This is a genomic window from Shewanella sp. SM21, from assembly GCF_025654335.1.
GTDB lineage: Bacteria > Pseudomonadota > Gammaproteobacteria > Enterobacterales > Shewanellaceae > Shewanella > Shewanella oncorhynchi.
On record NZ_JAKKRL010000010.1, the window covers coordinates 184,456 to 197,013 of the forward strand.

Sequence of the window (12,558 nt, forward strand, 5' to 3'; positions counted from 1 at the left end):
TCGCGGGTAAGATGCTTATTATTCGGCGTTTAATTAGGTTAAAAATGGACTCGCTATTTGAACAGCTCAGGCTTGGCATAATGCAGGCGGCTCCAGTGCTCAGGACAAGCGTAGTAACTTGCCATCACTAATTCCCGCAATCCGAGATAAGCCGTTTGTAACAAAGCAAAATAACTGTGGCGCCAGGTTTCTAACATATCAGTTAACTCGGCGGGAGAGCGCATCAATAGCGGTGTCATACTCGAAGTGAGTACCAGTAAACCAAGACGATTTTCGAGCATATCGAGCAGCTCAAATAACTCGGTCTGCTGCTCATCGGGTAACACAGCAATCGACTGTTTGACGGCATCTAAAGTGCGGTTTTGTGCCGCTAACTTATGAATGGCCACATCAGGCAAGGCGCCGTCGAGCATCACAGGCAAAAGCACGCTAAACAACAAACGATAATCTTTGCCTTCGCTATCCTCGGGCAAACTAAACTCAGGAGAATAGAGATTAACCCCTAAGGCTAACGCCGCCGTACCGGCAAACGCGCCCATTATAAAGGTTCGTCGCTTCATCTCTATCTCCTAATTATCAACCTAAATGTCGGCCTAAATATCAGCATAAAAAACAATTGTGCTACAATGGCCGCGAGTTTATACCCAAGCGACCTCAAAATACGAATTTCAGCATTTTGAGTTGGTTTGGGTATAAATTAAACACACGTTTTAATTTTCAGCAATAGCCGATACCAAGATAAACATCTATGCCAAATTCCTTTATGCCACCTTGGTGGGCCAAGAGCCCCCATATACAAACGATTTTACCCGTATTCACTAAAGTGGCCAAACCAGCATTACAGCGGCAGCGCTTAGAGTTACCCGATGGCGATTTTATCGATTTAGATTGGCAGGATGTTCCACAGTCTGGCAAACCGATCGTGGTGATCATCCACGGCTTAGAAGGAAGTGCTCAATCCCATTATGCGCGGCGGATACTGCAAGCCTGTAAGGAACAGCAACTCGCTGCCGTCGTGCATCATCACAGAAGTTGTTCGGGTGAGGCCAATCGCCTCGCCCGCAGTTATCACAGTGGCGATACGGACGATTTACAGTTTAGTCTATCGACACTGAAAAGCGCGTATCCGCAATCGCCCTTATTAGCCGTAGGTTACAGTTTAGGCGGCAATGTGCTGACTAAGTATCAAGGCGAATATCAGGATGATAGTTTATTAGCCCGCGCTGTGGTTGTCTCTGCACCGCTGCAATTGTCAGCCTGTGCTAAACGCTTGGAAAATGGCTTTTCAAAGGTGTATCAAAGTTATTTAATCAAACAGTTGCAACAGAAGATAAGCCATAAACTGAATGATCCCGACTTAGCCATCTCTATGCCGCTAAGCCAGTTGCAGGTCGACCGTTTAAATACCTTCTATGATTTTGACGATAAAGTCACAGCGCCATTACACGGCTTTGACGGCGTCGACGATTACTATACGCGTGCCAGTGGCTTACCCTTTGTCAGCCGCATTACTAAACCGACGCTTATCATCCATGCCAAGGACGATCCCTTTATGACCGATGAAGTGATCCCCCAGACAAACCAATTATCGGGTTATGTAGAATACGAACTGCATCCCTATGGCGGTCATGTTGGCTTTATCGAGGGCGGTACACCTTGGAAACCGCGCTTTTATCTTGAGCGACGGATTTTACACTTTTTACTCGGCGATCAAAGTGTTGGCAAACTTAGCGTAGACCCCATCAACAGCGACAATATTCCCCAAGGAAGCACCGATGCTCATTCCCTATGAAACCCTGTTACAACTCCCCAAGGAAACGCTCGCCAATGTGATCCGCGAATATCTCTTCGGTCAAGTGGAGGATGGCAGCTTTGCCAGTCTCGATGAACAGGAGCTTGCTCAGGCGATAGTCCAATGTCAACAAGCACTTAAGCAAGGTAAGCTGAAATTAGAGTACAGTGAAGACGATGAATCCTTCGCCATACGTTCAGCGGAACAAATAGCACAGCAGCAAGATTGACCAGTCCTACCTCTGTACCGTATAAATAGTACTCGCATTTTTATCGCTTCCCCATAAGCGGCTCTTTTGGTTCCTAGCTAGGTAGAAAAAATGTCAGCAAAACATCCCATTATTGCAGTTACAGGCTCATCAGGCGCGGGAACCACCACCACCACGACTGCCTTTAGCCATATTTTTCGCCAACTCGGGATCAACGCCGCCTTTGTCGAAGGCGACAGTTTTCATCATTTTACCCGCGCCGAAATGGAAGTCATGATCCGCAAATCCCAAGCTGAAAACCGCAATCTTAGCTATTTTGGCCCAGAGGCTAATAACTTTGCTCGTTTAGAGCAATGTTTTCGCGATTACAGCACCACAGGCCAAGGTGAGACCCGCAGCTATTTACACACCTTCGATGAGGCAGTGCCTTTTAACCAGATGCCTGGCACTTTTACCCAATGGCGACCACTACCTGAAAATACCGATATGCTCTACTACGAAGGCTTACATGGCGGCGTAGTTACTGGTGATGCCAATGTCGCCCAGCATGTGGACTTGCTAATCGGCATGGTGCCCATAGTCAACTTAGAGTGGATCCAAAAAATTATCCGCGATACTTCGGAGCGTGGCCACAGCCGTGAAAAAGTCATGGGCTCGATTGTGCGCAGTATGGACGACTATATTAAGCACATGACGCCACAGTTCTCCCGCACTCACATTAACTTTCAGCGAGTACCGACGGTCGATACCTCTAACCCATTTAGTGCCAAAGATATTCCGAGCTTAGATGAGAGCTTTGTGGTGATCCGCTTCCGCGGTATCAATAATGTCGACTTCCCCTATTACCTCAATATGATCCAAGGTTCATTTATGTCACGGGTCAACACACTCGTCGTCCCCGGCGGCAAAATGTCGCTGGCGATGGAGCTGATCCTCACGCCTTTGATTAAAGATTTGATGGAAAAACGTCAGCAACTTAATACCCCAGAAGCGAACTGAAACCTTGAGGATTTGTGGGCAATTTTGACTAAAGGTTAAGGAAATAAAGTCTTTTTTTGCAATGGATTAAGTTTTATTTAAGCCACTAGCGCTAATCTTGTCGGCATCGGGATTTCAGGCGAAAGAACGATAGTTGGCATACTCTTGGGAGTTAATTCCCCCATCTTGATCTGTTGATTTCCTTGAGTATGTCAGCAACCTTTTTAACGAAACTATATAAGTTAATTCCGCATCCATGCTTGATCTCTTGATTCCCTTGAGTATGTCAGCAACCTTTTATGAAGAATGAATTCCACATCTATGATTGATCTGTTGATTCCCTCGAATATGTCAGCAACCTTTTTAACGAAACTATATAAGTTAATTCCGCATCCATGCTTGATATATTGATTACCTTAAGTATGTCAGCAACCTTATCTTAAACTCTAAATCTTCAGAGTTAATTCCACATCCATACTTGATCTGTTGATTTCCTTGAGTATGTCAGCAACCTTATATGAAGAATAAATTCCACATCTATGCTTGATCTGTTGATTCCCTCGAATATGCCAGCAACCTTATCTTAAACTCTAAATCTTCAGAGTTCATTCCACATTCATACTTGATCTCTTGATTCCATTGAGTATGTCAGCAACCTCTCAGAAAATAGGTTCTAGGCTTTAGATTCTAGGAAAACAGAACGTTCGTAAACTCACTCATAGAACGCTGCACTTACCGAAAGGGCAAAGCCTGTTCCGTAAATCGTGAGTCACAAAGTGACGTTCTGTAGCAGTTTGCTGCATGCCGTTATCCGTAGCCGCAACGCGACGCGACGTTCTAGCAGTTGCGAAGCAACGCCCTAGCAGACCAAAGACCGTCCTAGATTTTTATACATCACCATGCACTCTAAGGCTATTCCTCTGGGCGAACAGTAGATAGATTCCTCCTCTAAACCCTCACCACCAAAACCACAGTGACGATAGAAATCCACCGCATTTAAAGTTGATTCTAATCTGAGCTGGGCAATCCCCTGATTAAAAGCCATAGTTTCAATAAATTGTAGCAATACCTTGCCGACACCTAACCCCATAGCATCGGGGAAAACAAACAAGGCTTCTAACTGGGCATAGGGTTCATCCAACATGGCAGTGCCGACCACAGTCTTAAGCTGCGACTCGTCAGAGGACAACTCTGCCACATAAAAATGTGCATCGACGATACGGCTAAATTGCTCGGTCAGTTCGCCCTCGGTCCAAATCACCAGATCGCCCGCATCATAAAATCCAGCGCAGCCCTTATTGATAGCCGCATTGCGGATATCCCAGCAGGCCTGAGCATCCGCTTTCGTTGCTTTTCGTATAGTTATCATCATGTTTCCCGATTAAAAATGCTCAGCCATAACATGCCATGAAGCCGCTAAAACGCCAAGTAAACGAGTGATCTCATCTTTCAACCAATAAAAAACCGCCCTTAGGCGGTTTAATCAAAGCTACAGAACCTTAATGGATCTTTAGCTAACATATCTGATTTAGTCTTAGCGCTAGGCTTAGCCTTTAACCAATTCACTAGCTAGGCTTAGCCTTTAATCAATTCACTAATAGTCAATACGCCATGGGTCGTTGCACCCGCGCCCCACATGGCAGAAGCTGAATCTTCAAAAGCGCCTGCTAAATCAACGTGTAACCATTTAGCTTCGGGTGACACGAAACGCCATAAGAAACCAGCAGCATTAGAAGCACCACCTGCACCACCGCCTTTCATTGCGCGGCTGTTGGCGGTGTCAGCATAGGCAGATGGACACATTTCTTTGTGCCAAGGATCCAGCGGCAGCGGCCATACGCGCTCGGCAACGCTAGTGGCTTTTTGCTGGGCCAGTTGCAACACATCCGCCTGTGGCGAGAAAATCGCGTTGTAGTTAGAACCCACCGCCATTACAGCGGCGCCTGTAAGGGTCGCTGCATCGATAATAAAAGGTGCGCCTGTAGCAGATGCAGCTTGTAGGCCATCGGCCAACACTAAGCGCCCTTCCGCATCGGTGTTCACCACTTCAACTGTTACACCATTTTTGTAGGTCAGAATGTCACCTAACTTATAGGCGCGACCGCTGATCAAGTTTTCAGCACAACATAAGAAGAGTTTAACGCGTTTGTTGAGGCCAGATTTGATCGCTAAACCAAGTGCTGCAGTCACAGTCGCCGCGCCGCCCATATCGCATTTCATGCCTAACATGCCTTCAGAAGCCTTGATGCTGTAGCCGCCAGAATCAAAGGTAATCCCTTTACCCACAAGCGCCACAGACACGGGTGCATCGGCGGCTAATGGGTTGAAGTCTAACTCTAACATTGCTGGTGGACGCTCACTGCCGCGACCGACGGCATGGATACCAATCCACTGCTCTTCAAGCAGCGCTTCGCCTTCGATAATCCGATAACTTACCTTGTCGCCACCAACGTCAGCCAACCATTTTGCCGCTTGCTGGGCAAGCTTCACTGGCGACAGGTTTTCAGGCGTATCGTTGATCAGTTGACGGGCAAAGGTTGCCACATCGAGTCGACGTTGCAATTCTGCTTGCACAGACTCATCACCACACCAATGGATTTGATAGCCTGGTTTTGCCGTCGCGAAACCTTGGGCAAACACCCACTGGCTATTGAGGTCCCAAAACTGCCCAGCTAATTCCACACAGCTAATACCTTGATTGCGCAGTTTACGGGCCGCCATTTGAATTTGACGCAGCTCATCGCCACCCGCTAAATGAATTTGCGCACCGTCGGCAGTATAAGTCACATCAGCCTTGCCCCAGTGCGCGGCGGGTGCTTCTTTGGTTAATTGCACTTTCATCAATTCAGTTACTTTTAGTTCACTCATTAGGGATCCTTATTTTTCGATTCGTTTTAGAATAATCAATCAGAACAATCAATCAGCAATCAGAACAAACTTTATGGCGGCAGTTTACTGCTAGCAGGCGATGACGCAAAGCGATTGGCTGAAGTTACTCAGGTAAAATCTGTAAACATTTGCGAAATTTGCTAGGCTTTGCGACCTAGAACAGCCGAGATAGGTATACCTATGGAATTTACACCGCCACTACAACAGGGCATTTTATTGCGCCGCTATAAGCGTTTTCTGGCCGATGTGCAGCTAAGCGATGGCAGTGAGATCACCCTTCATTGCCCCAATACCGGTTCTATGCGTAATTGTCTGTATCCCGGTGAAACAGTGTGGTTTTCTACCTCTGATAACCCTAAACGTAAATATGCCCATACGTGGGAACTGATGACCACGCCAGATGCAGGCTTAATCGGTATCAACTCGGGTCAGGCGAACACCTTAGCCGAAGAAGCCATCAATAAAAGTATCATCAAGGAGCTCACGGGTTATGACAGCCTCAGCCGTGAAGTTAAATACGGTGATGAAAATAGTCGCATCGATATCCTGCTACAGGGTGCTCAAAAACCCGCCTGTTATATAGAAGTCAAAAGTTGTACTTTGCTCGAAGATGACCAAGGTTATTTTCCCGATACTGTGAGCCTACGCGGTCAAAAACATTTACGTGAATTGATGCACATGGTGAGTCAAGGCCACAGAGCCGTATTGCTATTTGTGGTGCAGCACAGTGAAATATTCAGTGTTGCCCCCGCAGCACATATCGACCATGAATATGCTAAGTTACTGAAAATGGCTGTGTTAGCCGGCGTTGAAGTGCTAGCCTATCGCTGTGAAATGTCCCCGACTGAGATTCACCTAGCCCAAGCCTGCGATGTACGAGTATGATGTTAAGGCTGAGTTAAATTTAATTTCATTTGAATTAGCGAACATAGTCAAAAAATTCAATCAAAGCAGAATGAAAAGTTTGCCTCGATGTGAAGATTCTGCTATAGATAGCGGCCGTTCTTAAGGACGCCCTACAAACGCAAATGATTACAGGAGATGCGTTATGCCTGAAGGCACCAAAAAACTTGGCGTACTCGCTATCGCAGGTGTAAATCCTTACCAGGAAAAGCCGGGTGAGGAGTATATGAACGCTAAGCAACTGGGTCACTTCAAGACAATTCTTGAAGCTTGGCGCAATCAGTTGCGTGAAGAGGTCGACCGTACTCTTAGCCACATGCAGGACGAAGCCGCAAACTTTCCCGATCCTGTTGACCGTGCAGCACAAGAAGAAGAGTTCAGCCTCGAACTTCGTGCTCGCGATAGAGAACGTAAGCTGATCAAAAAAATCGAAAAAACACTGCAAAAAATTGAAGAAGACGATTTCGGCTTCTGTGATTCTTGCGGTATCGAAATCGGCATCCGCCGTCTCGAAGCGCGTCCAACAGCCGATCAATGCATCGACTGTAAAACGCTTGCAGAGATCAAAGAGAAACAAATGGCTGGTTAATCAAGCATACTGGGCGGGGATTTCCCCGCCTATTTGTTTCTAACAACTCCTAAGCTCGACGAGCTTAAGCCAAGCTCACTCCAATTTACCCCGATTCGCTTTTATCCTTGTATCCCTCTAAAATACGCCCACTTTGACTGACACTAGCTGCTTACTCAGTACTATGGCGACTTTATCTTCTCCAACTTTAGCTTCTCGCCCCTATGTCGGCCGTTTTGCGCCTTCGCCTTCGGGTGCCTTGCACTTTGGCTCGCTTATCGCCGCCCTTGGCAGCTATCTGCGTGCGCGGTCGCAACAGGGTAAATGGTTGATTCGCATCGAAGACATCGATCCTCCGCGGGAAGTCAAAGGCGCTGCCGATGATATCTTACGCACCTTAGAAGCCTATGGATTTGAGTGGGATGATGTGCCGCTTTATCAGAGCCAGCGCACAGCGGCCTATCAAGCACAAATAGATTCGCTGCTCGCCCAAGATAAAGCCTATTTCTGCCAATGTAGTCGCAAGCAAATTCAAGCCATGGGCGGTGTCTACGATGGCCGCTGTCACCGCTTGCCACAAACCCAAGCTGCAAATGTGCTTAAGTCTGGGGCGGTGCGGATAGTTAATACCGCGCAAGTGCAACAATTTGACGATAACCTCATGGGGCATATTTGCGTCGATAGCCATTTTGCTGCGGAGGATTTCATCATCAAACGCAGCGATGGCCTGTACGCCTATCAATTGGCCGTGGTGCTCGACGATGCTTATCAAGGGGTCACCGAAGTGGTTCGAGGCTGCGACTTAATCGAGGCCAGTTGTCGCCAACTGAGTTTGTATCAAAATTTTGGCTTAGCGGCACCGCAATGGTTGCACCTGCCACTCGCCTGTTTGAGCAAGGGATTTAAACTCTCTAAACAGAATCATGCGCAAGCGATTGATACGCTTAATCCACAGTCGAGCCTCAATGCGGCGCTGACATTTTTAGGCCAACAACCTGTTGAGACCCAAGGTTCTGTGGCAGAAATGCTCGCTCAAGCCGTAGATCAGTTTCAATTATCCACTATACCGCAACAATCTGAGATACTGATCGAGCCCTGATATACTCATTAGCCTGCATTTGGTATATGATAGCCGCCAGATTTTTAATCAAATAACAGATCATATTTCGAGGTGTCCCATTTTTCGCCGTATCAGCCAATTCTGCAAACAGCTATTTGAAGACGCGCCTAAAACGACCGCTCCGACTCCAGCTCAGATTGAACCAACAACGCCTGAACAAAATTCCGGTGCTTTGAGTTTAGAGTTAGTACCAAGAGATGCCCATACCATCTCGCGCAAACAAATCAGCGAGAATGCCCTTAAGGTATTATACAGACTGAATAAATCTGGCTTTAAAGCCTATTTAGTCGGCGGCGGTGTACGCGATTTACTCTTAGGGATTGAACCGAAAGATTTCGACATAGTGACCAATGCAACACCGGAAGAAATCAAAAAATTATTCCGTAATTGCCGTGTTGTCGGTCGCCGTTTCCGCTTAGCGCACATTGTTTTCGGCCGCGATGTGATTGAAGTCGCCACCTTCCGCGGTCACCACGGCGAGAGTAATGAGAAAGTCTCTAAAGCCAATGCCGAAGGGCGTTTGCTGCGCGATAACGTCTATGGCGAAATCGATGAAGATGCCGAGCGCCGCGACTTTACTGTCAATGCCCTCTATTACGATATCAGCGATTACTCGATTCGCAGCTATGGCGGCGGTATGGCCGATCTAAAAGCGGGCACCCTAAGATTAATCGGCGATCCTGAAACCCGTTACCGTGAAGATCCCGTGCGTATGTTAAGGGCGGTGCGTTTCGCCACTAAACTCAACATGGGTATCGAAACAGTAACAGCTGCGCCGATTAAACAATTAGCGCCACTGCTCAAAGATATTCCGGCAGCACGCATGTACGAAGAAGTGTTAAAACTCTTCTTTGCAGGCAAAGCCTTAGCCAACTTCGAACTGATGCAAGAATACAAGCTATTCGCGCCGCTGTTTCCGCAAGTGGCCGCTCTGCTAAAAGATGATCCTAAAGGTACGACCATGAAAATGGTGCAAGCCATCATGAAGAGCACAGATCAAAGAGTTAACGAAGATAAGCCGGTCACACCTTCATTCTTCTATGCTGCGCTTCTCTGGTATCCACTGCGTCAACGCGCCGAGGATATCGCGGTTGAAAGTGGCCTAACCTTATATGATGCCTTCTTTGCCGCCATGGGCGATGTGATGGAGCAGCAATGCCAAACCATTAGCATTCCACGCCGTTTTAGTACACCGGCAAAAGACATTTGGCAGTTGCAGTTACGCTTTGATCGTAGCCAAGGCACCCGCGCCTTTAAACTGATGGAGCATCCTAAGTTTAGAGCCGCATACGATTTACTCTTACTCAGGGGCGAAGTCGAAGCGGGTAATGTCGCTAAAAGTGCCGCTTGGTGGCAACAATTTGTCGAAGCCGATGAAACAGAACGTTTAGCCATAGCGCGTAGCGGCAGTAAATCGCCAAACCGCAACCGTAATGCCACCCAACGTCGTCGCCGTCCTCGTGCACCTAATGCCGATGGTTCAGCGCCGACGAGCACACCTAAAGCGAATGGCACACCTAAAGTTAAAACGGCTGAATAATGCCCCGCGTCTACGTCGCATTAGGCGCAAATCTTGAAGATCCCAAGGCGCAATTGGACAATGCCGTGATGGCATTGTCCGCCTTAGCCTTAGGCAATAGTCTCGTCGTTTCTCCCTATTACCATTCGACGCCCATGGGCGATGTCGTGCAACCCGATTATATTAACGCGGTGGCGAGTTTCGATACTGATCTTGCGCCATTAGCTTTACTCGATGCACTGCAGCATATTGAAAACACCCAAGGACGAGTCCGCCTAGAGCGTTGGGGACCTAGAACCTTAGATCTCGATATACTCTTGTATGGTAATGAGAACATTGACACTCCTAGACTCAAAGTGCCCCACTACGGCATGAAAACGCGCAGCTTTGTGCTCGTGCCTTTAGCCGCAATTGCACCGGATCTGATTCTGCCGTGCAACACTGCCATCGACAGTCTTATCGATACAAAAATGCTGGCCGAGTTACAACAACTGGGCATTGATCATTGAAGTCCGTCCTCAGTTAGCTTATAACACCACTTCTATTTGGTTTGAAGATCATCCATATGTCTAAAATTACTAGCTCAACCCTGTTGAAATACAAACAGGAAGGTAGAAAATTCACGGCACTGACAGCCTATGATGCCAGTTTTGCCAGCGCGTTCGATAGCGAAGGTGTCGATGTGCTGCTGGTCGGCGATTCTTTGGGAATGGTTCTCCAAGGCCATGACGATACCCTGCCCGTCACTACAGCAGAAATCGCTTACCATACTCGCTGTGTTCGTCGCGGTATCGAACGTGCGCTGCTGATCGCCGATATGCCCTTTATGAGTTACGCCACGCCAGAACAAGCCATGGTCAACGCCACTGAGTTAATGCAAGCTGGCGCGAACATGGTCAAAGTCGAAGGCGGCCACTGGTTACTCGAAACCGTCACTAAGCTCACCGAACGCGGTATTCCTGTATGTGCCCACTTAGGCTTAACGCCTCAGTCGGTTCATGTGTTTGGTGGTTTTAAAGTGCAAGGCCGCGATGCCGAAAATGCCCAGCGCATCCTCGACGAAGCTAAGGCTTTAGAAGCCGCGGGGGCTCAACTACTCGTAGTGGAATGTATCCCTGCGCCTCTCGCTGCGGCGATCACTCAAGCCTTAACGATTCCAGTCATTGGAATTGGCGCAGGCGCATCGACCGACGGCCAAATATTGGTGATGCATGATGTGTTAGGTATTTCAAGTGGTTACATTCCACGTTTCTCGAAAAACTACCTAAAACAAACCGGTGAAATTCGTTCTGCGGTACGTGCTTATATCGACGAAGTTGCCCAAGGAACTTTTCCTGGCGAAGAACACACTTTTAACAAATAACAGATTTATGCAAGGTAAGGCTCAATGATCACTAGCGCCCATATTGATGATATTCGCACTCAAGTGCGTGCATGGCGTGCCAAGGGCGAAACTGTCGCCTTCGTGCCGACCATGGGCAATCTCCATCGGGGACACATCACCTTAGTGAAAGAAGCGGCTAAACGTTGTGATCATGTGGTGGTATCGATTTTCGTCAATCCAATGCAGTTTGGCCAGAACGAAGATCTCGATGCCTACCCACGCACACTTGCCGCCGACAGTGAAGCCCTCACCGCCGCTGGCGCTGAGTTGCTGTTTACCCCAACACCAGCCGTGATGTATCCCAAGGGCTTAGCGCAACAAACCTATGTTGAAGTGCCAGGTATTTCAGATCTGCTCTGCGGCGCTAGCCGTCCGGGGCATTTTCGAGGCGTTGCGACTATCGTCTGTAAACTATTCAACATAGTACAGCCCGATGTGGCACTCTTTGGCAATAAAGACTATCAACAGCTATTAGTCATTGAAACTATGGTTGAAGACTTGTCATTACCGATTGAGATTATCGGTGTTGATACCATACGTGAGGACTCAGGTTTAGCCATGAGTTCGCGCAATGGTTATCTCACCGCCGCAGAAAAAGCCGCGGCACCAGCGTTAAAACAGGCAATAGATACTATGGCTGCAGGGATCAAACAAGGTCAGAGTGTTGATACTGTCACCGAGCAAGCGAAAATCAGTTTAGTGGCGGCGGGCTTTACGCCGGATTATCTGGAAATTCGTCATGCCCACACGCTTGAGAAAGCGCAGAGCCAAGACCAAACCTTAGTCATTTTGGCCGCCGCCTATATAGGTAAAGCGCGACTTATCGACAACTTAAGGTTCGATCGCTAATCTCTTAAGCGTTATCAATAAATAAAAAGGAGCAGTCGCTCCTTTTTATTTACCCAATGACCGACCAGAAGCTATTTTCTTCTTTAGAATCAATCCAAGCGCCAAAAATTTGAAGCGTCAAAAAACTGGTTTTATCCCTAAATTTACGCCATAGTATGATGCAGATGTTAATTTAAGGTAAATGTTTAGCGGCAGACATTGACGAGTGAATTTGACCTTCTAATGATGCATGGCTAATCCTTTAATTTATTAGGCTTAACAGCCAGTTAAGCCTAATAAAAGCGGTTATAAAGGCATAATAATGTAAACGTCATAATCATTATTTATCATGCTTAATCAAACAATTAA

At 47.4% G+C, this 12,558-nt stretch carries 13 protein-coding genes; 10 read left to right on the plus strand and 3 right to left on the minus strand.

The genetic code is table 11. The features are described 5' to 3' along the window. Positions 1 to 53: 53 nt before the first annotated feature. Positions 54 to 560: a TAT leader-containing periplasmic protein gene (locus tag L5L94_RS15235; protein ID WP_263163850.1), complete on the minus strand. Its 507-nt coding sequence runs from the start codon at positions 558 to 560 to the stop codon at positions 54 to 56. Positions 561 to 748: 188 nt separating this feature from the next. Here L5L94_RS15235 and L5L94_RS15240 point away from each other — a divergent pair, with 188 nt between their 5' ends. The 3 genes from L5L94_RS15240 (at position 749) to L5L94_RS15250 (ending at position 2,999) form a co-directional block, all read left to right on the plus strand. After that, the gene (locus L5L94_RS15240) at positions 749 to 1,792 is read left to right on the plus strand and encodes a hydrolase (RefSeq protein ID WP_263163852.1); all 1,044 of its coding nucleotides are present in this window, start codon (positions 749 to 751) and stop codon (positions 1,790 to 1,792) included. Further along, complete coding sequence (locus tag L5L94_RS15245) at positions 1,776 to 2,021, plus strand: YheU family protein (RefSeq protein WP_173246707.1); 246 nt, start codon at positions 1,776 to 1,778, stop codon at positions 2,019 to 2,021. The genes L5L94_RS15240 and L5L94_RS15245 overlap by 17 nt, the downstream gene beginning before the upstream one ends. A gap of 90 nt (positions 2,022 to 2,111) precedes the next feature. After that, positions 2,112 to 2,999 carry a phosphoribulokinase gene (locus L5L94_RS15250; protein WP_011847692.1) on the plus strand — a complete coding sequence of 296 codons (888 nt, stop codon included), beginning with the start codon at positions 2,112 to 2,114 and terminating at the stop codon, positions 2,997 to 2,999. Positions 3,000 to 3,837: 838 nt separating this feature from the next. On the opposite strand, the gene L5L94_RS15255 is transcribed toward L5L94_RS15250, so the two are convergent. Together L5L94_RS15255 and pepB are read right to left on the minus strand one after the other, a co-directional pair. Beyond that, positions 3,838 to 4,347 (minus strand): GNAT family N-acetyltransferase, encoded by a 510-nt coding sequence (locus tag L5L94_RS15255; protein ID WP_263163853.1) that lies wholly within the window; start codon positions 4,345 to 4,347, stop codon positions 3,838 to 3,840. A gap of 206 nt (positions 4,348 to 4,553) precedes the next feature. Then, complete coding sequence (gene pepB / locus L5L94_RS15260) at positions 4,554 to 5,846, minus strand: aminopeptidase PepB (protein ID WP_131525361.1); 1,293 nt, start codon at positions 5,844 to 5,846, stop codon at positions 4,554 to 4,556. 201 nt (positions 5,847 to 6,047) lie between these two features. On the opposite strand from pepB, the gene sfsA reads away from it, so the two are divergent. The 7 genes from sfsA (at position 6,048) to panC (ending at position 12,210) form a co-directional block, all read left to right on the plus strand. Beyond that, the gene (gene sfsA, locus L5L94_RS15265; RefSeq protein WP_263163854.1) at positions 6,048 to 6,752 is read left to right on the plus strand and encodes a DNA/RNA nuclease SfsA; all 705 of its coding nucleotides are present in this window, start codon (positions 6,048 to 6,050) and stop codon (positions 6,750 to 6,752) included. 163 nt (positions 6,753 to 6,915) lie between these two features. Continuing rightward, positions 6,916 to 7,359, plus strand: coding sequence for an RNA polymerase-binding protein DksA (dksA, locus tag L5L94_RS15270; protein WP_006082967.1), 444 nt, complete (start codon positions 6,916 to 6,918; stop codon positions 7,357 to 7,359). A gap of 163 nt (positions 7,360 to 7,522) precedes the next feature. Then, the gene (gene gluQRS, locus L5L94_RS15275) at positions 7,523 to 8,437 is read left to right on the plus strand and encodes a tRNA glutamyl-Q(34) synthetase GluQRS (protein WP_263163875.1); all 915 of its coding nucleotides are present in this window, start codon (positions 7,523 to 7,525) and stop codon (positions 8,435 to 8,437) included. A gap of 19 nt (positions 8,438 to 8,456) precedes the next feature. After that, the gene (locus L5L94_RS15280) at positions 8,457 to 9,998 is read left to right on the plus strand and encodes a polynucleotide adenylyltransferase PcnB (protein WP_263163855.1); all 1,542 of its coding nucleotides are present in this window, start codon (positions 8,457 to 8,459) and stop codon (positions 9,996 to 9,998) included. Continuing rightward, positions 9,998 to 10,486 (plus strand): 2-amino-4-hydroxy-6-hydroxymethyldihydropteridine diphosphokinase, encoded by a 489-nt coding sequence (gene folK / locus L5L94_RS15285; protein WP_263163856.1) that lies wholly within the window; start codon positions 9,998 to 10,000, stop codon positions 10,484 to 10,486. The genes L5L94_RS15280 and folK overlap by 1 nt, the downstream gene beginning before the upstream one ends. Positions 10,487 to 10,542: 56 nt before the next feature. Continuing rightward, positions 10,543 to 11,340: a 3-methyl-2-oxobutanoate hydroxymethyltransferase gene (gene panB, locus L5L94_RS15290; RefSeq protein WP_028761774.1), complete on the plus strand. Its 798-nt coding sequence runs from the start codon at positions 10,543 to 10,545 to the stop codon at positions 11,338 to 11,340. Positions 11,341 to 11,364: 24 nt separating this feature from the next. Next, complete coding sequence (panC, locus tag L5L94_RS15295) at positions 11,365 to 12,210, plus strand: pantoate--beta-alanine ligase (protein ID WP_263163857.1); 846 nt, start codon at positions 11,365 to 11,367, stop codon at positions 12,208 to 12,210. Positions 12,211 to 12,558: the final 348 nt, after the last annotated feature.